This window comes from Pseudomonas sp. PS1(2021) (assembly GCF_020405165.1).
Classification (GTDB): Bacteria; Pseudomonadota; Gammaproteobacteria; order Pseudomonadales; family Pseudomonadaceae; genus Pseudomonas; species Pseudomonas aeruginosa.
Genome location: NZ_CP084484.1, coordinates 1,910,451 through 1,931,829, shown reverse-complemented (window position 1 = coordinate 1,931,829; position 21,379 = coordinate 1,910,451). Strand labels below are relative to the sequence as shown.

The 21,379-nt window shown below is 68.8% G+C and carries 22 protein-coding genes and 1 pseudogene; 12 read left to right on the top strand and 11 right to left on the bottom strand.

Annotated features, from left to right (window positions below):
• Positions 1 to 5: 5 nt before the first annotated feature.
• Positions 6 to 476 carry a redox-sensitive transcriptional activator SoxR gene (gene soxR, locus LE197_RS09000; RefSeq protein ID WP_003089301.1) on the bottom strand — a complete coding sequence of 157 codons (471 nt, stop codon included), beginning with the start codon at positions 474 to 476 and terminating at the stop codon, positions 6 to 8.
• Between the two features lie 77 nt (positions 477 to 553).
• Here soxR and pumA point away from each other — a divergent pair, with 77 nt between their 5' ends.
• Entirely contained in the window at positions 554 to 931 is a 378-nt protein-coding gene (gene pumA / locus LE197_RS08995; protein ID WP_003089304.1) for a monooxygenase PumA, read from the top strand.
• A 24-nt stretch (positions 932 to 955) separates the two neighbouring features.
• On the opposite strand, the gene LE197_RS08990 is transcribed toward pumA, so the two are convergent.
• On the bottom strand, positions 956 to 2,017 hold the full coding sequence (locus tag LE197_RS08990) for an NAD(P)-dependent alcohol dehydrogenase (RefSeq protein ID WP_031692975.1): 1,062 nt from the start codon (positions 2,015 to 2,017) through the stop codon (positions 956 to 958).
• A 208-nt stretch (positions 2,018 to 2,225) separates the two neighbouring features.
• On the opposite strand from LE197_RS08990, the gene LE197_RS08985 reads away from it, so the two are divergent.
• From LE197_RS08985 to arsH, 5 genes are all read left to right on the top strand, one after another.
• Positions 2,226 to 3,116, top strand: a complete 891-nt coding sequence (locus LE197_RS08985) for an AraC family transcriptional regulator (RefSeq protein WP_031692974.1) — start codon at positions 2,226 to 2,228, stop codon at positions 3,114 to 3,116.
• Positions 3,117 to 3,194: 78 nt separating this feature from the next.
• Positions 3,195 to 3,545 (top strand): metalloregulator ArsR/SmtB family transcription factor, encoded by a 351-nt coding sequence (locus LE197_RS08980; RefSeq protein WP_003089312.1) that lies wholly within the window; start codon positions 3,195 to 3,197, stop codon positions 3,543 to 3,545.
• Positions 3,546 to 3,558: 13 nt separating this feature from the next.
• Positions 3,559 to 4,842, top strand: a complete 1,284-nt coding sequence (locus tag LE197_RS08975) for an arsenic transporter (protein ID WP_003122742.1) — start codon at positions 3,559 to 3,561, stop codon at positions 4,840 to 4,842.
• A 31-nt stretch (positions 4,843 to 4,873) separates the two neighbouring features.
• On the top strand, positions 4,874 to 5,344 hold the full coding sequence (locus LE197_RS08970) for an arsenate reductase ArsC (RefSeq protein ID WP_009315803.1): 471 nt from the start codon (positions 4,874 to 4,876) through the stop codon (positions 5,342 to 5,344).
• Between the two features lie 11 nt (positions 5,345 to 5,355).
• Positions 5,356 to 6,048, top strand: a complete 693-nt coding sequence (gene arsH, locus LE197_RS08965; RefSeq protein ID WP_031692973.1) for an arsenical resistance protein ArsH — start codon at positions 5,356 to 5,358, stop codon at positions 6,046 to 6,048.
• Positions 6,049 to 6,060: 12 nt separating this feature from the next.
• Here arsH and LE197_RS08960 read toward each other — a convergent pair whose 3' ends face one another.
• Complete coding sequence (locus LE197_RS08960; protein ID WP_078451580.1) at positions 6,061 to 6,915, bottom strand: helix-turn-helix transcriptional regulator; 855 nt, start codon at positions 6,913 to 6,915, stop codon at positions 6,061 to 6,063.
• A gap of 287 nt (positions 6,916 to 7,202) precedes the next feature.
• Between LE197_RS08960 and LE197_RS08955 the strand changes: the two genes are divergently transcribed.
• Genes LE197_RS08955 through LE197_RS08930 form a run of 6 tightly spaced genes read left to right on the top strand, consistent with a single transcriptional unit; the run spans position 7,203 to position 12,589 of the window.
• A complete protein-coding gene (locus tag LE197_RS08955) occupies positions 7,203 to 7,631 on the top strand; it encodes a hypothetical protein (protein ID WP_003139423.1) in 429 nt (142 codons plus the stop codon).
• Positions 7,632 to 7,637: 6 nt separating this feature from the next.
• Complete coding sequence (locus tag LE197_RS08950) at positions 7,638 to 9,095, top strand: M48 family metalloprotease (protein ID WP_031692971.1); 1,458 nt, start codon at positions 7,638 to 7,640, stop codon at positions 9,093 to 9,095.
• Entirely contained in the window at positions 9,092 to 9,763 is a 672-nt protein-coding gene (locus tag LE197_RS08945) for a hypothetical protein (RefSeq protein WP_023125953.1), read from the top strand. The genes LE197_RS08950 and LE197_RS08945 overlap by 4 nt, the downstream gene beginning before the upstream one ends.
• On the top strand, positions 9,760 to 10,422 hold the full coding sequence (locus tag LE197_RS08940; protein WP_004349794.1) for a hypothetical protein: 663 nt from the start codon (positions 9,760 to 9,762) through the stop codon (positions 10,420 to 10,422). Before LE197_RS08945 ends, LE197_RS08940 begins: the two co-directional genes overlap by 4 nt.
• Positions 10,423 to 11,967, top strand: coding sequence for a M48 family metalloprotease (locus LE197_RS08935; RefSeq protein WP_031692969.1), 1,545 nt, complete (start codon positions 10,423 to 10,425; stop codon positions 11,965 to 11,967). It begins immediately after the preceding gene.
• Positions 11,954 to 12,589: a hypothetical protein gene (locus LE197_RS08930; protein ID WP_031692967.1), complete on the top strand. Its 636-nt coding sequence runs from the start codon at positions 11,954 to 11,956 to the stop codon at positions 12,587 to 12,589. The genes LE197_RS08935 and LE197_RS08930 overlap by 14 nt, the downstream gene beginning before the upstream one ends.
• A 12-nt stretch (positions 12,590 to 12,601) precedes the next feature.
• Here the strand turns inward: LE197_RS08930 and LE197_RS08925 are convergent, their stop codons facing one another.
• From LE197_RS08925 to LE197_RS08890, 8 genes and pseudogenes are all read right to left on the bottom strand, one after another.
• Positions 12,602 to 12,889, bottom strand: coding sequence for a hypothetical protein (locus tag LE197_RS08925; protein WP_003089338.1), 288 nt, complete (start codon positions 12,887 to 12,889; stop codon positions 12,602 to 12,604).
• A gap of 120 nt (positions 12,890 to 13,009) precedes the next feature.
• Positions 13,010 to 15,130 carry a TonB-dependent receptor family protein gene (locus LE197_RS08920; protein WP_023108187.1) on the bottom strand — a complete coding sequence of 707 codons (2,121 nt, stop codon included), beginning with the start codon at positions 15,128 to 15,130 and terminating at the stop codon, positions 13,010 to 13,012.
• A 131-nt stretch (positions 15,131 to 15,261) separates the two neighbouring features.
• Positions 15,262 to 17,673 carry a glucose/quinate/shikimate family membrane-bound PQQ-dependent dehydrogenase gene (locus LE197_RS08915; RefSeq protein ID WP_003131774.1) on the bottom strand — a complete coding sequence of 804 codons (2,412 nt, stop codon included), beginning with the start codon at positions 17,671 to 17,673 and terminating at the stop codon, positions 15,262 to 15,264.
• Between the two features lie 153 nt (positions 17,674 to 17,826).
• A complete protein-coding gene (gene oprB / locus LE197_RS08910; protein ID WP_152934953.1) occupies positions 17,827 to 19,224 on the bottom strand; it encodes a carbohydrate porin OprB in 1,398 nt (465 codons plus the stop codon).
• A gap of 301 nt (positions 19,225 to 19,525) precedes the next feature.
• Positions 19,526 to 19,807, bottom strand: a complete 282-nt coding sequence (locus tag LE197_RS08905) for a DUF971 domain-containing protein (RefSeq protein ID WP_031692966.1) — start codon at positions 19,805 to 19,807, stop codon at positions 19,526 to 19,528.
• Positions 19,804 to 20,769 carry a HEAT repeat domain-containing protein gene (locus LE197_RS08900; protein WP_031692965.1) on the bottom strand — a complete coding sequence of 322 codons (966 nt, stop codon included), beginning with the start codon at positions 20,767 to 20,769 and terminating at the stop codon, positions 19,804 to 19,806. The genes LE197_RS08905 and LE197_RS08900 overlap by 4 nt, the downstream gene beginning before the upstream one ends.
• Positions 20,766 to 20,957 (bottom strand): annotated as a pseudogene (locus LE197_RS08895) (ABC transporter ATP-binding protein); the annotation flags it as partial. The pseudogene LE197_RS08895 and the gene LE197_RS08900, both read right to left, overlap by 4 nt.
• Before the next feature lie 149 nt (positions 20,958 to 21,106).
• Positions 21,107 to 21,352 carry a ferredoxin family protein gene (locus LE197_RS08890; protein WP_003089354.1) on the bottom strand — a complete coding sequence of 82 codons (246 nt, stop codon included), beginning with the start codon at positions 21,350 to 21,352 and terminating at the stop codon, positions 21,107 to 21,109.
• Positions 21,353 to 21,379 lie beyond the last annotated feature (27 nt).

The following is a 21,379-nucleotide window of genomic DNA, read 5'->3' as shown; positions in this document are numbered from 1 at the left end:
GCCGCCTAGCCGTCGTGCTCGCGGCCCTCGGCGTCCAGCCAGTGCGCTCCCGGCCCCTCGGCGGACAGCTGGTCGCCGGGGTTGCGCAACGGGCAGGCCTGGAGCGACAGGCAGCCGCAACCGATGCAGCCGTCCAGTTGGTCGCGCAACAGCAGCAGCTTGTCGATGCGCTCGGTGAGATCCTCCTTCCACTGCGCCGACAGGCGCGCCCAGTCCGCCGCGCTAGGGCTGCGCCCGGCCGGCAGGGTCTGCAGGGCGCGAGCGATCTCCGCGAGGGGAATGCCGACCCGCTGGGCGACCTTGATCACCACCACCCGGCGTAGCGTCTCGCGACTGAAGCGCCGCTGGTTGCCGGCGTTGCGCTGGCTGCTGATCAGCCCCTTGGTTTCGTAGAAATGCAGGGCGGAGACCGCCACGCCGGCACGCCTGGCCAGTTCACCGACGCTCAGTTCGCGGGATGCGCAGGAATTCTTCATGATTGGCTTGACCTCAAGTTTGCTTGAGGTTTTACCCTGGGCCGGCCCTCGACACAAGTCACCCGGAGTAACCCGCCATGCTCATCCCCTCCTCCTACTGCTGCACCGACGACCAGTGCCCGGCCGCTAGCGAGCGGTCGCCGTGCTACGCGCAACTCATCGATATCGAGGTGGAACCCGCCAGCCAGTTGTCGCTGGCGCTGGAACAGAACGCGCACCTGCAACGCCTGGAACGCTGCTTCAGGAACTGCCCGGGCTACCTGTCCGCCAGCCTGCACCCCAGCGAGGACGGCCAGCACGTGCTGAACTACACCTGCTGGCGTTCACGCGAGGACTGCGAACGCGCCTGGCAGGCCCGGGAGGACGCGCAAGGCCCGCTGAGCGCGGGCGTCTGGCGGCTGGGGGCGAAAAGCGTGCGCTTCGAGACCTTCCTGGTCGACGCCGAGGGCTGCTGAGCCCGCCGGCGCCGACGGCCCGTCTCAGAAGGACTTCGGCAGGGAGGCCATGTCGATCACGAAGCGATACTTCACGTCGCTGGCCAGCATCCGCTCGTAGGCCTGGTTGATCTGCTGGATCTCGATCATCTCGATGTCGCAGGCGATCCCGTGGGTCGCGCAGAAATCCAGCATTTCCTGGGTCTCGGCGATGCCGCCGATGGCCGAGCCGGCGATCGAGCGGCGTCCCATCACCAGTTGCGCACCGTGCACCGCCGGCTCCAGCGGCTCGAGCAGGCCGACCAGTACGAGGGTGCCGTCGCGCTTGAGGGTCGCCAGGTAGGGATTGAGGTCGTGCTGGTGCGGCACGGTGTCCAGAATCAGGTCGAAGCGCCCGGCGACGGCGGCCATCCGCTGTGGGTCGGTGGAAAGGATCACCTGGTCGGCGCCGAGCCGCCGCGCTTCCTCCTCCTTGGCCGGCGAGCGGGTGAACAGGGCCACCTCGGCACCGAGCGCCCTGGCGAACTTCAGGCCCATGTGACCGAGGCCGCCCAGGCCGACCACCGCCACCCGGCTACCGGGGCCGATCTTCCAGTGACGCAGTGGCGAGTAGGACGTGATCCCGGCGCACAGCAGCGGCGCCGCCGCCTTCGGGTCGAGCCCCTGGGGAATGCGCAGGACGAACCTGGAGGAGACCACGATGCGCTCCGAGTAGCCGCCGAAGGTTGGCAGGCCGTCGTGGCGGTCGCGGCCGTTGTAGGTCAGGGTCGGGTATTCCGCGCAATACTGCTCCAGGCCCTCGGCGCAGGCGGCGCAGTGCCGGCAGGAGTCGACCATGCAGCCGACGCCGACCAGTTCGCCGACCGCGAACCCGCTCACCGCCTCGCCGACGCTGGCGACCCGGCCGATGATCTCGTGGCCCGGCACCAGCGGGTACAGGCTGTTGTGCCATTCGTTGCGCGCCTGATGGAGGTCCGAGTGGCAGACGCCGCAGTAGAGGATGTCGATCACCAGGTCGTCGGCGCGCGGCGCGCGGCGTTCGAAGCGATGGGCGGCCAGCGGGGCGCTGGCGGACTGGGCGGCGTAGCCGCGGATCTGTAGGGTCATCGGTGTGTCCTCTGCGCAGGATGGCGGGCCGCGACGGCTTGCTGGCGGCGGTCCGTTCGGGGGGCAATTGTTCGCCGGATGGGCGCCGCCGCAGAATGTCCATTCCTGTCGAAGCCTTGCCCATTCGTGCCGATGTTGCGTGCCGCCACTGCCCAGGCGCGCGCGGGGTTGCTACGTTTGCCTCCCCTCCTGGAGAAACAGCCAAGGCATGAGCACTACTTCCACCGACATGGCGTCGCTGATCGCCACCCTGCAAGGCGAACCGGGTTTCGACGCCACCCGCATCCCCGGCGTCCGCCTGATGCGCGCCGAACAGGCCTATCCGCGCAGCCCGGTGTTCTACGAACCGCGCATCTGCATCCTCGCCCAGGGCCAGAAGATCGGTTTCCTCGGTGGCGAAACCTACCGCTACGACGCCGAACGCTACCTGGTGATGTCGGTGCCCCTGCCGTTCGAATGCGAAACCCACGCCTCCGCCGTCGAGCCCTTGCTGGGAGTGAGCGTCGACGTGGAAATCGGCACCTTGAAGGAACTGCTGCTACAGATGGAAGAGGCTCCCGGCAGCGACGACGACAACGAACTCGCGCCCAGCGCGCCGATGGCTTCGGTACCGCTGGACGCGGGCATGGCCGATGCGGTGATGCGCCTGCTGCGTTGCCTGCAGAGCCCGCTGGACAGCCATATCCTCGGCCCGCAACTGGTCCGCGAGATCATCTTCCGCGCCCTGCGCAGCGAGCAGGGCAACGCCCTACGTGCGGTGGCCGGCCGGCACAGCGGCTACGGGCGCATGGCCAGGGCCCTGCGGCGCATCCACACCGACTACGCCAGTGCGCTGGACATCGACACCCTGGCTCGCGAGGCGAACATGAGCGTGTCGACCTTCCACCACAACTTCAAGGCAATGACCTTCACCTCGCCCCTCCAGTACCTGAAGAGCGTGCGCCTGTACAAGGCCTGGAGCCTGATGGTGCAGGACGGGCTGAACGCCAGTACCGCCGCCAACCAGGTCGGCTACGAGAGCCCCTCGCAGTTCAGCCGCGAGTTCAAGCGCTACTTCGGGCGCACGCCGAGCGAGGAAGTCCAGGCCGCCCGCCGCTAGCCGGCAGGATCGGGGGCGCTTGCAATACATGCGGATATCCGTATATTCGGCTTTCCATATATTTAGGAAGGCCCAGCGATGCCCAGCCCCGCCGAAGTGTTCAAGTGCCTGGCCGACGAGACGCGCGTTCGCGCCACCCTGCTGATCGTCGACCAGGGCGAACTGTGCGTCTGCGAACTGATGTGCGCCCTCGCCGACAGCCAGCCGAAGATCAGCCGCCACCTGGCCCAGTTGCGCAGTGCCGGGCTGCTCCTCGACCGTCGCCAGGGCCAGTGGGTGTATTACCGCCTGAACCCTGCGCTGCCGGCCTGGATCCACGAAGTCCTGCAAGTGACCCTGCGGGCCAACGGCGACTGGCTGCAAGCCGACGCCGCGCGCCTGCGCGACATGGACGGCCGCCCGCAGCGCGCCTCCGCCTGCTGCCAATAGCGCGAGCCGCCCCATGCTGATCGCCTTCGCCATCTTCCTGTTCACCCTGGTCCTGGTCATCTGGCAGCCCAGGGGCCTCGGCATCGGCTGGAGCGCCAGCATCGGCGCCCTGCTCGCTCTGGCGCTGGGCAGCGTCGCGCCGGGCGACATCCCGACCGTCTGGAACATCGTCTGGAATGCCACCGCCACCTTCATCGCGGTGATCGTCATCAGCCTGTTGCTGGACGAGGCCGGCTTCTTCGAATGGGCCGCGCTGCACGTCGCGCGCTGGGCTGGCGGCGACGGCCGGCGCCTGTTCGCCTTCTGCGTGCTGCTCGGCGCGGCGGTCTCGGCGCTGTTCGCCAACGACGGCGCGGCGCTGATCCTCACGCCCATCGTGATGTCGATGCTGCTGGCCCTGCGCTTCAGCCCGGCGGCGACCCTGGCCTTCGTCATGGCGGCGGGCTTCATCGCCGACAGCGCCAGCCTGCCGCTGGTGGTCTCGAACCTGGTGAACATCGTCTCGGCCGACTACTTCGGGCTCGGCTTCGGCGAGTACGCCGCGGTCATGCTGCCGGTAAACCTGGTGAGCGTCGCGACCTCCCTGCTGGTGCTGTTCCTCTATTTCCGCCGCGACCTGCCGCCGGTCTATGCGCTGGAGCAATTGAAGCCGCCGCGGGCGGCGATCCGCGACCGCGCGACCTTCGTCGTCGGCGGCTGGATGCTGCTGGTCCTGCTCGCCGGGCTGTTCGCCCTGGAGCCGCTGGGCGTCCCCGTCAGCGCGGTGGCCGCGGCCTGCGCGGCGCTGCTGCTGGCGGTGGCCGGGCGCGGACGGGTGATCTCGACCCGGCGGGTGCTGCGCGAAGCGCCCTGGCAGATCGTGGTCTTCTCGCTGGGCATGTACCTGGTGGTCTACGGCCTGAAGAACGCCGGTCTCACCGACCTCCTGGCGCAGCTCCTGAACCGCCTGGCCGAGCACGGCGTATGGGCGGCCGCGCTGGGTACCGGACTGCTTTCCGCCGCCCTCTCGTCGGTAATGAACAACATGCCCAGCGTGCTGCTCGGCGCCCTGTCGATCCAGGCCAGCGACACCGCCGGCGCGGTGCGCGAAGCGATGATCTACGCCAACGTCATCGGCTGCGACCTGGGGCCGAAGATCACCCCTATCGGCAGCCTGGCGACGCTCCTCTGGCTGCATGTGCTGGCGCGCAAAGGCATGCGCATCACCTGGGGCTACTACTTCAGGGTCGGCGCCCTGCTGACCCTGCCGGTCCTGCTGGCGACCCTTTCGGCCCTGGCCCTGCGCCTGGCCATCTGACGGCCGCCGGCGACGGCGGCAGGAGCATCCCATGCGAGTCCTGTTCATGTGCACGGCCAACAGTTGCCGCAGCATTCTTTCCGAAGCCATGTTCAACCACCTGGCCCCGCCGGGTTTCGAGGCATGCAGCGCCGGCAGCCAGCCCAGCGGGCGGGTGCATCCGCGCAGCCTGGCGACCCTCGAACAGGCCGGCATCGCCACCCACGGCCTGTACAGCAAGGGCAGCGAAGCCTTCGAAGGCGCACCGCCGGACATCGTCATCACCGTTTGCGACGCCGCCGCGGGGGAAGCCTGCCCGCTGTATCTCGGCGCAGCGCTGAAGGCCCATTGGGGCCTGGCCGATCCCTCCGCCCTGGATGGCGACGAAGCCCTGCGGGATGCGGCGTTCCGCGCCACCCTGGCACGCATCGAACAGCGTTGCCGGGCCTTCCTCGGCCTGCCCTTCGCCACCCTGGATCGCGACCAGCTCAAGCGCGAGCTGGAGCGCATCGGCTCGCTCTGACCGGAGGCAACATGCCCGAACGACTACCCAACCTCGATCCCGCACTGCTCGGCGACCTGCCCCCCGTCTCCGGGCACAGGCCGCGCATCCTCCTGCTCTACGGCTCGACCCGCGAGCGCTCCTTCAGCCGCCTGCTGGTGCTGGAGGCCGCACGCCTGCTCGAGCGCTTCGGCGCCGAAACGCGGATTTTCGACCCTTCCGGGCTGCCATTGCCCGACGATGCACCGCTGGAGCATCGCAAGATCCGCGAGTTGCGCGACCTGGTGCTGTGGTCGGAAGGCCAGGTCTGGTGCTCGCCCGAACGCCACGGTGCGCTGTCCGCGGTATTCAAGGCGCAGATCGACTGGATTCCCCTGGCGCTCGGGGCGGTGCGTCCGACCCAGGGCAAGACCCTGGCGCTGATGCAGGTCTGCGGCGGCTCGCAGTCGTTCAACGTGGTCAACCAGTTGCGCGTGCTGGGTCGCTGGATGCGCATGTTCACCATCCCCAACCAGTCCTCGGTTCCCAAGGCCTACCTGGAGTTCGACGAAGCGGGCCGGATGAAGCCATCGCCCTACTACGACCGGGTGGTCGACGTGATGGAGGAGTTGTTCAAGTTCACCCTGCTCCTGCGCGAACGCACGGAGTTCCTGGTGGACCGCTATTCGGAGCGCAAGGAAAGCGCCGCGCAGCTTGCCGCGCGGGTCGACCAGCGTTCGCTCTGAGCCGCGTCCGCCTCACTCGCGCCCCGGCGGATGGCCGAAGCGCGCGCGGTAGGCATGGGTGAAGTTTTCCGGACTGGAGTAGCCCAGGCGATAGGCGATCTGCGCGATCTGCCAGCGACCCTCGCGGATCATCTGCCGGCCGATCTCGAGACGCCGGTCGCGGACGTACTGCAACATCGAGCGACCGAACTCGTTCTTGAAAATCCGCCGCAAGGTGGTTTCGCCGACCCCCAGTTGGCGCGCCAGTTCGAGGCTGGCAGGCGGCTCACCGAGGTTCGCCTCCAGCAGGCGGCGCGCTTCGTGGGCCAGGTCGCGCTGGGCGCGTGGGGTGCGCGCGCGACGAAGGTCCGCGCCGCCCAGGTAGGCGGCCAGCTCCACCAGCAGGCCCAAGGTCAGGCTCTCTTCGTGCAGGCGTCCGAGGGCGCCGCGGTATGGATTCTGGTAGAGGCGCTCGAACAGGGCGCTGATGGCGCCGCAACGGGACAACTGGGTGAAGCTCGCGCCGTCGCCCTTCAGCCGCGCCAGCGGCCGCAGGGCGCCGTCGCCGGTTTCCAGTTCTTCCTCCAGGTAGCTGGCGGCGATCCGCAGCCCGCCCAGGCGCACGCGGCTGCCCGCCGGCAGGATGTCGAAGGCCTCCATCGGCTCGCCGGTGCCGAGCACCGAAGGACCACCCAGGTTGTAGAGATAAGGCTCGCCGCCGTCGACGCTGTGCCGCCACTGGCCGTCGAACATCTGCACGATGCACAGGCCTTCCGGCAGCACCTTGTGGGTTCGCAGCGGCTCGGTGAAGCTCAGGTCGCAATCGAAATACTGCATCGACGGGCGCACCGTCCGCGCCTGGTAGTGACCGGTGGCGCTGCCGAGCATTTCGCGCGCGTCGAGGATCTGCGACTGGCACAGGGGCGAAGGAGCGTCGAAATAAAGCTCCGTGTCGTGGTAGGGATTCCAGCTTTCCATGGCGTAGGTATCGGTGGGACGCAACCATCTGAACCGGTTCAGGCAGCGGCTTTCCAGGATGGTTCCGTGCGCTGATCGAACCGAACCTGTGGGCGACGACGCTTTTCCTGTGAGCGGCGGCCGCCTCGGTTGTTCATGGTCCGAGCCTGTATTAATAGATGCGCCCCTTTTACATCGCGTTGCCAAAGGGGGCGAGAATGATAGCAAAGTGGACTGCGGCGCTGCTGATGGGCGCGCTGGCCTGGGGATCCTGCACGGCGCAGGCCGAACAGGCGCGGCCGCCAGTCGCCGACAAGGTGGTGGCCTACCAGGGCCAGCAGGGGCTCAAGGTCTGGACCCTGCGTATCGGCGAAGCGGCGGCCGGCGAAGCGCTGTTGCAGGTCGAAGGTCTGGACCACGACTGGGACCGCCTGATCCACAAGGTAAAGGTGGAAAAGAGCGCCAGGGACAGTCGCTACTCCACCGAACTGAACGGCAGCAAGTACGTGATCCTGATCGTGCGCGACGGCTGGGGCGAACTCTACCTGCCCGGCGAACAGCAGACGCGGCAGGTCGCCTATAGCGAGTCGTTGTCGTCCGCAGGCGAGCCCCAGGCGTTCCTGACCGACTACCTCGAGCAGAAATAAACGCGGATGAGCCACGATACGCTGCGGGTAAGGCTGCTCGCATTCCTCTTCCTGATTCCCCTGGCGCTCTACGCCTGGTCCGCCGTGCAGGCCTTCCGGGTCGACTCGACCCTGCGCGACGAACAGTTCATGCGCGACTGGAGCGCCTCGGTGCGCAACGACCCGGACGCCGCCGGCGCCATTCCCCGTCACCTGTTCCGTCCGGCCTATGGCGTCGAAGGTCATCTTCACCAGTTCGCCGAAGACGCCGAGGCCATCCGCCGCGACCATCCTTGGCTGGCCCTGCGTGGCTGGCTGGCCGCTTTCGGCAAGCTCTGCGCGCTGGCGTCGGCACTGGTTGCGGCCGCCTTGCTGGCGAAACTGGAATACGACGGGCGCCGCTCGATGCGCTCGCAAGCCTACCTGCTCGGCCACCTCGCGCCGGCCTGGCGGCGCCTCGGTCGACTGGTCCCGTTGCACGCCGGCCTGCTGGTCGCCGCCCTGGCCAGCCAGTTGCTCTACGAAGCGCTGTGGAGCTACAGCCACTGGCACAGTCACGGTTTCGTCGCCCTGCTCTTCTCGCTGCCGCTGTGGCTGCTGTTCCTCGGCGGCCTGCTCATGCTGCGGCGCCTGCGCGGCGAACTGCTGCCGCTGGAGGAACCGGTGCTCCACCTGCTCGGCCGCGAACTCGACCGGGTCGCCGCGCCCGGCCTCTGGCAATGGCTGGGACAGATCGCCGACCGCGCCGGAGCGCCGCTGCCGGACCATGTCGTCACCGGCATCGAGCACTGCTACTTCGTCACCCAGGCCAAGATCCTGCTGGCCCCCCGCGGCATTCCGCTGGAGGGGCGTACCCTGTACATCCCGCTGACCTACGCCACGGTCATGAGCGAGGCCGAAAGCGCCGCGATCATCGGCCACGAACTGGGCCACTTCGCCGCCGGCGACACCGCCCACGGCGCCTCCCTGTCGCTCCTGCAGCGGCAGGTGCGCCTGCGCATCGAACGCATCGCCGCACCCGAGGATGGGCGTGTCGGCCTGCTCGGCAAGCCGGGCCTGTGGGCCGCGCTGTACTTCCTCGATCGCTTCGAGCGCGCCTACCTGCACTGGAATCGCCGCCAGGAACTGGCCGCCGACAAGGTCGGGGCGCGGGTAGCCGGCGCGCGGGTCTTCGCCATCGCGCTGCTACGCACCTGCGCCCTTGCAGGACTGATCGAACGCCTGCTGGCCAGCCCGCAGACGCGCAACCTGGTGCATGCGCTGACCGACCATCTGCGCGGGCACTCCCTGGAACTGGACGAACAGGACAGCGCGCGCCGCCTGGAACACCCCTTCGACAGCCACCCGCCGACCTACCAGCGGATCGCGGACCTTTCCCTGGCGCTCGACGACGATCTGCTGCGGCAGGCAAGGCGCATCGTCAGCGCCGACGACACGCAGTGGCTCAACCGCCTGCTCGATGCAGGCCACGGGGAAAGCCGATGATCCCGCCGGGCGCGCAAGCACCCTGCCCCGCCGGGGCAAGGGACGACGAAGCCACGCGGTTGCGGCGCTTCGTCGCCAGCGTTCCCAACCGGATAAGCATCGGCGCCGCCCGTGGCGCGGCGCCGCTGTCCGCCCTGCTCGGTCTGCTGCTGCTCGGCGGCGCCTGGACCTTGCGCGACCACCCCGGACCCGGGCATGAGGCGGCGGCGCTGTGCCTGCTGGCGGCGGCCGCCCTCCTCATGTGCCTGGCCTGCCTGCAGCGCAACGCCAGGAACGCGCCGTTCCTCGTCCTCGGCCAGGGGCGCCTGCGCGCCCGCAGCCTGTCGGCGCCGCTGGACCTGCTGGAGGTCGCCGACCTGCGCCTGGAGGACGGGGTCTGGTTCTCCGCGATAGTCCTCGAACTGCACGGCAAGGCGCTACCGGCGCCATCCACGCGCCCACTCGATCCGTTCGCCGCGCGTGCCGTCAGCGAATGCCGGGACGGCCCACAGGTTCGCCTGCTGTCCCCCGGCTGGCGCCTCAACGGTCGCAACCTGTCGCTACTGGAAGCCGCGGAGGTCATCGACCTCTACCTGGACATCGCCCGCGCCCAGGCCCGGCTCCGCCAACTGGGCGAGATCCCGCCCAGTGTTTCCTCTTCACTCCCAACTCCAAGGATATTTCCATGAGCAACCAGGAACCCCGGGACCTCGTCTCCAACCTCGCCGAAACCCTCGGCGCCGAACACGAAGAACTGAACCAGGAGAAGACCGCCGAGGTCATCGCCCATCTGGAGCGGGTGATCGCCAACGTGCCGCCGGCCACCGAGTTCACCAATACCCGCAAGTACGTGGTGCTGGGTCCGCTGCTGAGCATCGTGCCCTTCATCATGAGCGGCATGTGGTTCACCCAGGGCAAGCCGGGGGTCGGCGTCGTCGGCTTGCTGCTCGGCCTGTTCGGGCTGTTCCTCGGCTACCAGCATCGCAACTCCGGCAAGACCCCCTTCATGCGCCTGACCCGTACCCAGCTCTGGGCCGACAGCCTGTCGGCTCCGGTCGAGCTGGCCGACGTCATCGATTTCAGCGTCAAGGCCGACATGCTGCAAACCACCCAGACCCTCCACCTGCGGCCCGAAACGCCCCTGCCGACCCATCGCGCCGTACGCCAGGTGTTCGCCTCCCAGGCCATGGCCTTCAAAGGCAAGGACCCGCGCATCACCATCATGTCGGCCGGCCTGCAGAGCGACGGCAAGAAGCTGGACTGCGACGACATGGCGGCGATCCTCGACGCCTACATCCAGGCCGCCCACGCCCAGCGCTACCTGCAACAACTGCGCAGCCAGGGCTGAGTGAAGGGCACGGTCCATCCGCGAAGGCTGCTGCTTTGCCTGGTGCTGGCTCCAGCGCTGCTGGCGGGGCTCGGCGCCTGGCAGTCCTGGCGCGCCGAGCAGCAGGCCGAGCGACTGGGCGCCGCGCAGCAGCGGGTCGAGCGCGCGCTCGCCGAAGCGCGGGCGCTGCCGCCGAGGGCCAGCGTCCGGGTGGACGGCCGGGCCTATGTGCGCGACCTGGCCCTGGCGCGGCTCGACGAGCAACTCGCCGACACGCGAAGCGCACAGCGCCTGAATCGCTTCGCCGCCGTCCTCGCCGATAGCGGAGCCTGCCTGGCGGCGCTGGTCGCCGTACTGGGAGCCGTCTCCCTGGCCGGCATCGCCGGCGCCGCACGCAGCGCACTGCGCTCGCGTCGCTGCCTGCTCCTGTGGTTCGAGCTGGGCCGGCGCCTGCTGCCCTGCCTGCTCCTCGCCCAGATCGGCCTGCTCGCCCTGGCCCTGGTCTGTGCCGGAACGTTCGAGATCCTCGGGCTGTGGCGGGTCGGCCAGGTTCCGGTCAGCGAAGGACGCACCCAGCTGAGCGTGGCGCTGATCCTTCTCGGCCTGCTGGCGTCGGCGTGGCAAATGCTGGCGAAGATCAGCCGCTTGCGACTGCGCCCGGCGCCGGCCCTGGATGTCATCGGCCGCCGGCTGGGCGAAGAGGATGCACCGGAACTCTGGACGCTACTGCGCGAGCTGGCGGCGCGCCTCGACACGCCAGCCCCGCAGCACCTGTTGGTAGGTCTCTGCGACGGCTTCTACGTGACCGCCAACCGCGTCTGCCTGCAACCTTCCGGCGAGCATCTGGAAGGACGCAGCCTATACCTCTCGCTACCGTTGCTGGGCCTGCTGGACCGCGCCGAACTGAGTGCCGTGATCGCTCACGAACTGGCCCACTTCGCCGGCCGCGACGCTCATTACAGCCTGCGCTTCCTGCCGATCTACCAGGGCGCCGCGAGCCAACTGGCCGCCATCGAGGAGCAGGAAGCCAACGTCTTCGAACGTGCGGCACTGGAACCGGCGCGACTGCTGGCCGGGTACTTCCTCGAACGTTTCGCCCTCGCCGTGAACCACTGGAGCCGCCTGCGCGAATTCGCCGCCGACCGCCGCGCCGCGCAACTGGCCGGTGCGCCGGCGATGGCCTCGGCCCTGCTGCGCAGCGCAGCGGCCGGCGCGCCGATACGGGCGTTCCTCGAACACTGCCTGCTCGCTCCGGCGCACGCGCCGGACAACCTGGTGGACGCCATCCACGTCTACCTGGGCCAGTCCGGCCTGGAAGCACCGGACCCCGGGGCGGAGGGACTCCAGGTCCATCCGCAGGATACCCACCCTCCGCTGGGCCTGCGCTGTACGGCGCTGGGAGAGGGCTTCGAACGCACCTGGGCCGGGACCGCTGGCCGGGCCGTTCCGACACGACCGCCGAGCCAGGCGCTGAGCGTCTGGTTCGGCGCCCCCCTGGCGTTGAGCCGAGCGCTCAGCGCCGACCTGCTCGGCAAGACCTGTGAGAACCCCCATGCAAGAAACTGACGAAACCCTCGACGAACTGCCGCCGCTGGAAGCCCGCTGCGAGATCCGCGAGGTCTCGCGGGGCACCGCCTGCGTCGCCCTGCTCGCTGGCCTGGTGGCTGGCGCCACCGGTCTCTGGCTCGCTTCGCTGCCCCACGCCTGGCGTCTGGCCAGTGGCCAATGGCTGTTCTGGCTGCCAGCCGCGCTGCTGCTGGGCGGCGGCCTGTACGCCTGCCTGGCGGGCGTGTTCCTCTACCGGCGCCACGGCCAGGTCGCGCTCACCCTGACCCCGGAGAGCATCGCCTTCGCCAACGCGCCGCAGGTGCCGATGTACACCTTCCAGTCGCTGGAGATCGAGCGCGGGCGCTGGTTGGAACTCACCTTCGCGACCACCTTCGATTGCACGGCACCGCGCTTCGACAGCCATGCCCGTTTCGACCCGCGGGCTTTCGCCCGCCCCGAAGCCCGTGCGGTGGCCGGCGGCAAGCGGGTCAAGCTGGCACTCTGCGGCGCCGCGCTGGACGGCCAGAAAATGGAACTGGAGCCACTCGCACGACTGATCTACCGGTACATCCTCGCCGGCCATCGCCAGCGCGCCCTGCAACATCATCGCGCGCCCGGGAGCGACGGCAGCGGGGCCTGAAGCGAGCAACGCTCAGGCTGCGCGCTGGCGCTGCCAGTCCACCGCGGCTTTCAGGCGCGCCACCACCTTGCGCACGAAGAGCGGGTCGTCCGCCACGCAGAGTTCCGCGCTGACCCACTCCGGCCAGCCGGCCCCCTGGCGTTCGCGGGCACCCAGCAGGCGCTCGACTTCGTCGCGCACGGCGCGCTCCAGGCGTTCGCTGGCACGATTGCGGGACAGGTGGAGGCGCAGGCAGGCCTGTTTCTCGCGCTCCAGGGCGCGGCGTCGGGACAGCGGCAGTTCGGCAAGGTTGTGGCTCATGATCGGTACTCCTTGTCGCGCAGGCAGGCGATTTCCGATTACTGTACATTCATACAGTAATCGGAATTGACGACGCTGACAAGGGCTGGCCGGGTAGCTCGAACAAGCGCGCCCGGCACTTCAGAACTGGTATTCGACCCCGGCTCCCGCGTACCAGGACAGCCCGGGGGCCGCTTCGTAGTAACGCCGGTTGCCGTCGCCGACGATGACCGAGCCGACGTACTGGCGGTCGAACAGGTTGTCCAGGCGCACCAGCTGGTGGAAGGTCCAGGCCCCCAGGCGCTGTTCGAAGCGGGTGCGCCAGTTGAATACCGCATAGCTCGGCGCGGCCTTTTCGCTGTTGCTGTCCTCGACGTAGACCTGGCTGCGGTACATGCCTTCCCAGCCCATGCTGATGCCCTCCGCGGGCTTCCATACCAGTTCGCCGAACAGGCTGCTTTCCGGCACGCCCGGCAGGTGCTTGCCCTTGCCGATGGTCTTGCCGCCGGCCTCGAAATCCGAATCGTAGGTGGCGGATAGCCGGGTATAGGCCAGGTTGGCGTTCCAGTGCTCGCTCAGTTCGCTCTCCAGGCCCAGTTCGAAGCCGCGGCGCAGGGTCTTGCCGGCGTTCTGGTAGCTGGTGCGACCGCCGAGGGAGCTGGCGACGACGATCTCGTCCTCGGTGCGGATCTGGAAGATCGCCGCGTTGACCCGCGTATTGCCCCACAGGCGCGCCTTCAGCCCGGCTTCGTACTGGCTGCTGGTGGCCGGCTTGAGGCCGAAGTTGAAGACGTCCGGCGCGTTCGCCGCCACCGGCGCATAGGCCATCTCCGCCTGGGTCGGGGTCTCGAAGCCCTTGCCGGCGCTGAGGTAGCCGTGCAGGTCGGGGGTGAAGGCGTACATCACCGAGAACGACGGGGTGTTCTTCCGGTAGCGCCGCGAGCCGCTGGCATCGCCGTTGCTCAGGTAGCGGTCGTCGACCTCCATCTTCATGGTGCTGTGGCGCACCCCGGCCTGCAGGGTCCAGGCGTCGATGGCCCAGCTCGCCTGCAGGTAGGGATCGAGGCTGGTGGCGGTGTCCACCTCGTCGCGACGCAACTCGCCCTTCACGCCGAGTTGGTCGCCGTTGAAGTTCTGGTAGCCGCGACGGTCGTCGCGGCTCTGGTCGTAGTCGAGGCCGACGGTCAGGTTCAGCTCGCCCGGCGCCTGGCGTACCGGTTGCAGCCAGCGCACGGTGCCACCGTGGAAGTCGCGGTCGAAGTCCACCACGCCGCCGCCACGCTGACTGTTGGAGGCTACCCCCCTGGGGATCGACAGGTACTGCACGACACTGCGCTTGCCCACGTAGGCGTTGACCTGCAAGGTCGCCTCGCCGAAGTAGCGCTCGTAGTTCATCCCGGCCTGCTGGTGGTCGATGCTCTTGCGCGTGTCGTACAGCTCGGCGTTGGCGGTGACGGAGCGCGGGTCGTGCTTGTAGGCGTCCCAGGTCTGCCCCAGCGGATCTTCAGTGTCGTTCTGCTCCAGGCTGCTGTAGATCAGCGCCAGGCGGCTGTCGGCGTCGGGCCTGAAGTTGAGCTTGGCGAAGGTCTGGTCGCGGCGCGCGGCGCTGTGGTCGCGGTAGCCGTCGGTGTCCATCCGCGAAGCATCCACCAGGAAACCGACCCCGTCGCCCTCGCCTTCCGTGTACAGGTGGTTGCGGCTCAGGCCATCGCTGCCGACGGTGGTTTCCGCGCCGACCCGCGGGGCGCCCTGGCCGTCGCGGGAGAACATCTGGATCACCCCGCCGGCGTTGCTGCCGTAGATCGTCGAGGCCGGCCCGCGCAGTACCTCGATGCGCTCGGCGACATCGAGGTTGAGGGTCGCGGCCTGGCCCTGGCCATCCGGCGTGCTGGCCGGGATGCCGTCGGCGAGCAGCTTCAGCCCGCGGATACCGAAGGCCGAGCGGGCGCCGTAGCCGCGCGAGGAGATTTGCAGGTCCTGGGCGTAGTTCTGGCGGTTCTGCACCACCAGGCCGGGTACCCGCGGCAGGACTTCGGAGAGGTTGATGCCGAGCTGGCCGTCGGCGATCTGCCGGCGCTCGATGCTATCCACCGAGAACGGCAGGTCGAAGGTATCGCTGGGGTTGTAGCTGCCGGTCACCACCATGGGTTCGAGGCTGCGTCGCTCCTCGCCCTGGGCGGCGCAGGCGATGGCCAGGCCGCAGAGCGCGAGGGAGCCGGGCAACAGGTGGGAGACGAAGCTGGGACGGGGTCGGGACGGCATGCAGGGTTCCGCGGGTCGCAAGGTATCGAAGGGGCTTTGCCAAGGGCGGGAACGCGCCTCCCCTTGGCAAAGCCCCTTCCGGGCCGAAGCCCGGAAGGCCGGGAGCCGGCTGTGGGCTCCCGGTGGGCGGGTCATTGCCTGGGCAGGGCGTAGGCGATGATGTAGTCGCCCATGCGGGTGCCGAAGGAGCCGTGTCCGCCAGCGACGATCAGCACGTACTGGCGACCGTCCTTGCCGGTGTAGCTCATCGGCGTGGCCTGGCCGCCGGCCGGCAGGCGCGCCTGCCAGAGCTGCTTGCCGTCCTTCACGTCATAGGCGCGCAGGTACTGGTCGAGCGTGCCGCTGAGGAAGGCCACGCCGCCGGCGGTGGTGATCGAGCCGCCCATGCTCGGTACGCCGACGGTGAGGCCGATCGGCACCGGGGTGTTGTCGCGGCTGGTGCCGTTCTTGTGCTGCCAGACGACCTTGGCGGTGGTCAGGTCGATACCCGCCACGTCACCCCAGGACGGCGCCTGGCACGGCAGGCCGATGGGCGACATGAACGGATGCATGATCACCGCGTAGGGCGCGCCGGTGTTCGGCTGCACGCCGCTGGTCTCGCCCTCGCGCTTGCTTCCGCTGGGCACCTTGTCGCGCGGCACCATCTGCGAGACGAAGGCCATGTAGTTGGGACTGGTGAAGAGGATCTGGCGCACCGGGTCGACCGACACCCCGCCCCAGTTGAACACCCCGACGTTGCCCGGATAGATCAGGCTGCCCTGCTCCGACGGCGGGGTGTACTGGCCCTCGTAGCGCAGCGAGCGGAACTGGATACGGCAGAGCATCTGGTCGAACGGGCTGCTGCCCCACATGTCGCGCTCGGTCAGCGGCGGGCGCAGCAGGTTGAGGTCGGAACGCGCCTGGGTCGGCGCGGTATGGTCGCCCTCCACCGCGCCCTGCGGCGCCGGCACTTCGCGGATCGGCACGATCGGCGTGCCGTCGCGGCGGTCCAGCACGTACAGGCTGCCCTGCTTGGTCGGCGCGATCAGCGCCGGCTTGACGCCATCGGCGGTCTTCAGGTCGAGCAGGGTCGGCTGGCTGCCGACGTCCATGTCCCACAGGTCGTGGTGGGTGAACTGGTAGTTCCAGCGCAGCTTGCCGGTGTTCAGGTCGAGGGCCACCAGGCCGGCGCTGAACTTCTCGGCACCGGGGGTGCGGTTGCCGCCCCACTGGTCGGGCATCTGGTTGCCGAGCGGCAGGTAGACCTGGCCGAGCTTCTCGTCGACGCTGGCCAGCGACCACATGTTCGGCGAGTTGCGGGTATAGAACTTGCCGGGGGCCAGGGGCTCGGTCTCGTCCGGGTTGCCGCTGTCCCAGTTCCACACCAGCTTGCCGTCGTGCACGTCGAAGGCGCGGATCACCCCGGACGGCTCGTTGGTCGACTCGTTGTCGGTGACGTGGCCGCCGATGATCACCAGGTTGCGGGTGACCGCCGCCGGCGAGGTGGAGTAGTAGCCGCCCGGGGTGAACGGACCGATGCCGGCCGTCAGGTCGACCGCGCCCTTGACCCCGAAGTCCTCGCAGACCTTGCCGTTGTCGGCGTTGATCGCGATCAGGCGGGCGTCGGCGGTGGGCAGGAACAGGCGCCGCGGGCAACTGGCGGCGACCGCCTTGCCGGCCTCGGAGAGCGCGGCCGGCGGCGCGCCGACGTCGCTCCTGGCGTACTGCTCTTCGTCGTAGTAGGAGACGCCACGGCAAGTCATGTGGGCGAAGCCCTTGAAGCCTACCGGGCTCTGGATCTGCGGATCGAAGCGCCAGATTTCCGCGCCGGTGTCCGGGTCGAGGGCCAGCACCTTGCTGTGCGCGGTGCAGGCGTAGAGCATGCCGTTGACCTTCAGCGGGGTGTTCTCGTTGGTCAGTTCCAGCGGATCGTCGGCGGTCGGCAGGTCGCCGGTACGGATGCGCCAGGCTTCCTCGAGCTGGCCGACGTTGGCCGGGGTGATCTGCTTCAACGGCGAGTAGCGGTCGCCGAACTCGGTGCGGCCGTAGGCCTGCCAGTCGCCGTCCGGCATCGCCGGGGCGGTGCTGGTCATGCCGCTGTCGCGGTCGATGCGACCGACGATCTGCCCCGGATTGGTGAACTGGCTGCCCACCGCGGCGGCGCCGGCCAGGACCACCGCCACGCCCAGCGCCGCGGTGCCCAGCGGCGCCGGCCCCTCGGCCAGCAGCGGACGACGGAACCAGGGCAGCCAGAGCAGCAGGCCGAAGACGAACCACAGGGCCAGGCGCGGCACCAGTTGCCACCAGTCCAGGCCGACTTCCCACAGCGCCCAGACGGTGCTGGCGAACAGCACCAGGGCGTACAGGCCTAGCGCCGCACGCTTGCCCAGCAGCAGCAACAGCCCGCTCAGGGCCAGGCCGATGCCGGCCAGCAGGTAGTACAGCGAGCCGCCCAGGCTCGCCAGCTTGATGCCGCCGGCCAGCAGCGCCAGGCCGGACAGCAGGATCAACAGGCCGAGCAGGCTCGGCAGCAGGCGCGATCGACTGTGGTTACCTTCGCTCATCGTCCGGTACTCCCTTCGGGGTTGATGACAGGCATTGCTTACTCTCCTATTACGTTCTGCACGCCGGGCTGTTCAGCCCGCCGCGCCGCGTTGGGCGGCGCTGAAGAAATGGCCGCTGGCCATGACCGAATCGCGGTTGTCCGAAGCAACAGCCTAGAACACCGTCTGGATCTTGATCCCCGCCACCAGCGCGTTGTCGACCTCGTCGACCCCGCCCGGCTGCTTGATGTACTGCAGGTTCGGCCGCACCGTCAGCCAGTCGGTCACATGCACCCCGTAGTACAGCTCGGCGTTGTACTCGGTGTCCTGCAGCGGCTGGTACAGCGGGTTGTCGTAGTCGTCGATGCCGTTCACCTGGTTCACCAGGCGCTGGCGCTTCTTCACATCGTCGTTGACATGGATGCGCGCGATGCCCAGGCCGATGTCGTCCTTCGGCCGCGCGTCGAACGGCCCCTTGTAGACCACCCCGAGCTGCTGGTAGTTGTCCACCACGTTGGTCGCCTTGTCGTGGACCGTCAGGTTGGCGAACAGGCTCAACCCGCGCGAGGCATCGCCGTTGTGCGAAGTGACCTGCTGCTGCGCCACCACCCACCAGCCATGCTTGCTGCCGCGCGACTTGAAGTCGTTGCCGGTCAGCCCCTGCGGCTGGCCGTCGACGTCGTCGTAGACGTCATCGGCCTTCGCCGTGCTGTAGTAGTAGCCCAGCCGGTACTCGCCCGGCAGTTGCTCGGCGCCGACCTTCGGCTGCCAGATCAGCTCCACCGGCAGCAGCGCGCCCTTGGTCCCGCTGCCGCTCATCTTGAAGCCGTTGCCGGTCTCCAGGTTCGACGGGTTCTGCTCGTAGGCGCCGACCTGCACGTACCAGTCCGGCGCGAAGTTGTACTTCACCCGCAACGCCCACTGGCTGACCGGCCAGTTGTACCAGATGCTCCCCGCCCAGTTGCCCACCTGCGAGCCGCAGAAGGCCAGGTTCTGGAAATCGCAGGGGAAGCTGTTGAAGTCCTCGCCCTCGCCGAAACGGCCGAATTTCACGTCCAGCGCGCCGTCGAAGTACTGCTGCTTGAGCCACAGCTGGGTCAGCCGCCAGGTCTGCCCGCGGCCCCATACCTCCTGCACCGAGCTGATGTGCCCGGCACGCGGGTCGCCGATGCGGTCGTTGGAAAGGTTCTTGCCATTGCGCTCGGTGACGGTGAACTGGAACTCGGTGGCCTTCCAGCCGAGGATCTTCTCCAGGTCCATGTGCACGCCCAGGGCGAACTGGTCGGTGTAACGCCCGGTCTTGTCGTCGTCATAGCCGCCGTCGAGGTTGGCCGCCGCCTCGCCGACGTACTCCAGCTTGAAGTCGTAGCCCTTCTCCAGCAGCTCGGTGCGCTTGCCGCCCCAGTCGCCGAGCATCCATTTCGAGTTCGGCGAGAACGCCTCGGCGGCGTGCGCCGCGTTGCACAGCAGGGAGGCGGACAGCAGGCTGCCCGCCACGGGGCGCAGGGCCGGACGGAGAAGATGGGATTTCACGCGAACGCTTCCTCGTTGCGAATGGTCGACTGGCCGCATGCAGCGACCGTTCTACTCCCTCGATACCCTTGCCAGGAACAAGGGTATATGAAGAGGGCTCATGATCTGAGCCAAGCAGAACAATGGTTAATTTGCGAATGATAAGGACTTTGCGGGCAAAGCTGAAACGTTTCAGGCTGGAAAACACTGTTACGTAAACGACAACGAAGCCAGGCCCTGGCGCTCTCGCTCCGGACGACCGAGGCGCAGAGCGGCTACGGTGAAGATCGCGGAGCGCGGAAACAACCTGATACCCATGAGCGCGCTTCACGTTGTTTCCGATAGCGAAACAATCCTCCGCTCAGAGTTCGTCGCGTAGATAGGACCAGGGGTAGATACCGCGCTCGTGACCATCGTCGAACACCAACTGCACGCCGTAGCCCTGCAGGCGGATATCGCGCAGGCGCACGCCCTGCTCCGCCGCGTCGATCCGTCCGCGCAGGCGCTGCGCCCGGCATTGCGCACAGGGACAGGCGGCGCGCAAGCGGGCATGGTCGATCCGGCTGACCGTGCCGTCCGCCCATTCGAGAATCAGCCAGCCGTCCCTGGCGGCATTGCGCAGGCGCAGCGGCGGCTGGGTCATGCCGGCACCCGCAGTTGCGCCAGGGCGATGCGCACCGCCTTGCGCACCTCGGGATCGCCGTCGCCTGCGGCGACCCGCAAGGCCTGGGCCGAGGCCGGGTCCGCCAGTTCGCCGAGGGCCAGGGCGGCCTCCTTGCGCAGGTTGCCGATGGGATGGCCGAGCAATGCTTCCAGCGCCTCCCGCGCCGGGCGGTGGCGCAAGCGCCCGAGCGCCCGCGCGGCGCGCAGGCGGACCTGCCAGTAGTCGTCCGCCAGGGCCTTCAGCAGCGGCTCGCCGGCCTCCTCCCGGCCCAGCTTGCCAAGGGTCGTCGCCGCCTCTTCGCGAACCTGCCATTGGGCGTCCGCCAGCGCCGCGCAGAGCGCCGGCAGCACCGCCGCCTCGCGGCTCAGGCCGAGGGCGCCGGTGGCCGCCCGGCGTACCTCCGGGTCAACATCGGCGCTGGCCAGCCTGGCCAGTTCGGCCAGGGCCGGCTGGTGGCGGAGCCAGCCGAGCACCGCCACCGCCTCGCGGCGCACCGCCGCCTGCGGGTCGCCGAGGGCGGCCAGGGCCGGTGCGGCGCTTTCCTCCAGGCGCAGTTCGCGCAACGCACGCAATACGCTGGCGCGGACGAAGGCATCGGCATGCTCGAGCCACGGCAGCAGGCGCCGCCCGGCGGCCGGTTCCTTGAGTTCGCCAAGGCTCTGCGCGGCGGCCTCGGCCACCGCCGGCAGCGGATCGGCCAGGGCCGCGCAGAGCGCATCGACCACCGCGTCTTCCTCCCAGGCCTCCAGCAGGCGCGCGGCCTCGCCGCGCACGCCGGGGTCGGGATCGCCGCGCAGGGCCGCAACCAGCAACGGCAGCGCCTCCGGCAGCTCCAGGTCGGCCAGTTCGATCAGCGCCAGGCGACGCACGCCGGGATCGGCGTCCTCCAGGCGCGGCGACAGTTCGAGGATTTCGGGCAGTGTGGCGTTTTCACAGGTCATATGGCGATCCGCAGTCGGTCCGGGGTAATGCCCGGCGGTAGGCCGAGCGGGGTCAGGCGCGGCCACTGGCGGCCGTCGTCGTGGTCGAGCAGTTCCAGGCAGTGGCGCTTCAGGTGCACGAAGTCGGCGCTGTTCACCAGCCGGGCGTCGCGAGGGCGCGGGAAATCCAGCGCCAGGCTGGCCAGGATTGCACGCAGTCGCATGGGGATTCCCCTCGAATCAGGGTCATGGGAATCGTCTCCGCCACCCGGACGGTGGTGGGAAACGAGGGGTGTTTCAGGGTGGCGTCCGGGAGTGGCCGGATGGCAGGTTGTGCCTCGCTTGCCGGAAGCGGGCGTCAGCGCAGCAGGTAGGGAATCTCCACCTTCACCGCGCCGGTCGGGCAGTCCTTTTCGCAAGGCATGCAGTACCAGCACTCGTCGTAGGCCATGTAGGCCTTGCGGGTCGTCGGATCGATGGCCAGCAGGTCCATCGGGCAGACCTCGACGCAGACGGTGCAGCCCTTGTCGGCGATGCAGCGGTCTTCGTCGATGGTCACCGGGGCGCTGCTGCGGAAGAAGATATCCTGGGGTCGGTAGGCCATGGCACGCGGTCCTCGTGGTTCGATCTG

Excerpts from the sequence above, each read along its gene's own strand:
- soxR (WP_003089301.1), bottom strand. The coding sequence starts at position 476 with ATGAAGAATTCCTGCGCATCCCGCGAACTGAGCGTCGGTGAACTGGCC.
- pumA (WP_003089304.1), top strand. The coding sequence starts at position 554 with ATGCTCATCCCCTCCTCCTACTGCTGCACCGACGACCAGTGCCCGGCC.
- LE197_RS08990 (WP_031692975.1), bottom strand. The coding sequence starts at position 2,017 with ATGACCCTACAGATCCGCGGCTACGCCGCCCAGTCCGCCAGCGCCCCG.
- LE197_RS08985 (WP_031692974.1), top strand. The coding sequence starts at position 2,226 with ATGAGCACTACTTCCACCGACATGGCGTCGCTGATCGCCACCCTGCAA.
- LE197_RS08980 (WP_003089312.1), top strand. The coding sequence starts at position 3,195 with ATGCCCAGCCCCGCCGAAGTGTTCAAGTGCCTGGCCGACGAGACGCGC.
- LE197_RS08975 (WP_003122742.1), top strand. The coding sequence starts at position 3,559 with ATGCTGATCGCCTTCGCCATCTTCCTGTTCACCCTGGTCCTGGTCATC.
- LE197_RS08970 (WP_009315803.1), top strand. The coding sequence starts at position 4,874 with ATGCGAGTCCTGTTCATGTGCACGGCCAACAGTTGCCGCAGCATTCTT.
- arsH (WP_031692973.1), top strand. The coding sequence starts at position 5,356 with ATGCCCGAACGACTACCCAACCTCGATCCCGCACTGCTCGGCGACCTG.
- LE197_RS08960 (WP_078451580.1), bottom strand. The coding sequence starts at position 6,915 with ATGCTCGGCAGCGCCACCGGTCACTACCAGGCGCGGACGGTGCGCCCG.
- LE197_RS08955 (WP_003139423.1), top strand. The coding sequence starts at position 7,203 with ATGATAGCAAAGTGGACTGCGGCGCTGCTGATGGGCGCGCTGGCCTGG.
- LE197_RS08950 (WP_031692971.1), top strand. The coding sequence starts at position 7,638 with ATGAGCCACGATACGCTGCGGGTAAGGCTGCTCGCATTCCTCTTCCTG.
- LE197_RS08945 (WP_023125953.1), top strand. The coding sequence starts at position 9,092 with ATGATCCCGCCGGGCGCGCAAGCACCCTGCCCCGCCGGGGCAAGGGAC.
- LE197_RS08940 (WP_004349794.1), top strand. The coding sequence starts at position 9,760 with ATGAGCAACCAGGAACCCCGGGACCTCGTCTCCAACCTCGCCGAAACC.
- LE197_RS08930 (WP_031692967.1), top strand. The coding sequence starts at position 11,954 with ATGCAAGAAACTGACGAAACCCTCGACGAACTGCCGCCGCTGGAAGCC.
- LE197_RS08925 (WP_003089338.1), bottom strand. The coding sequence starts at position 12,889 with ATGAGCCACAACCTTGCCGAACTGCCGCTGTCCCGACGCCGCGCCCTG.
- LE197_RS08920 (WP_023108187.1), bottom strand. The coding sequence starts at position 15,130 with ATGCCGTCCCGACCCCGTCCCAGCTTCGTCTCCCACCTGTTGCCCGGC.
- LE197_RS08915 (WP_003131774.1), bottom strand. The coding sequence starts at position 17,673 with ATGAGCGAAGGTAACCACAGTCGATCGCGCCTGCTGCCGAGCCTGCTC.
- oprB (WP_152934953.1), bottom strand. The coding sequence starts at position 19,224 with ATGCGGCCAGTCGACCATTCGCAACGAGGAAGCGTTCGCGTGAAATCC.
- LE197_RS08905 (WP_031692966.1), bottom strand. The coding sequence starts at position 19,807 with ATGACCCAGCCGCCGCTGCGCCTGCGCAATGCCGCCAGGGACGGCTGG.
- LE197_RS08900 (WP_031692965.1), bottom strand. The coding sequence starts at position 20,769 with ATGACCTGTGAAAACGCCACACTGCCCGAAATCCTCGAACTGTCGCCG.
- LE197_RS08890 (WP_003089354.1), bottom strand. The coding sequence starts at position 21,352 with ATGGCCTACCGACCCCAGGATATCTTCTTCCGCAGCAGCGCCCCGGTG.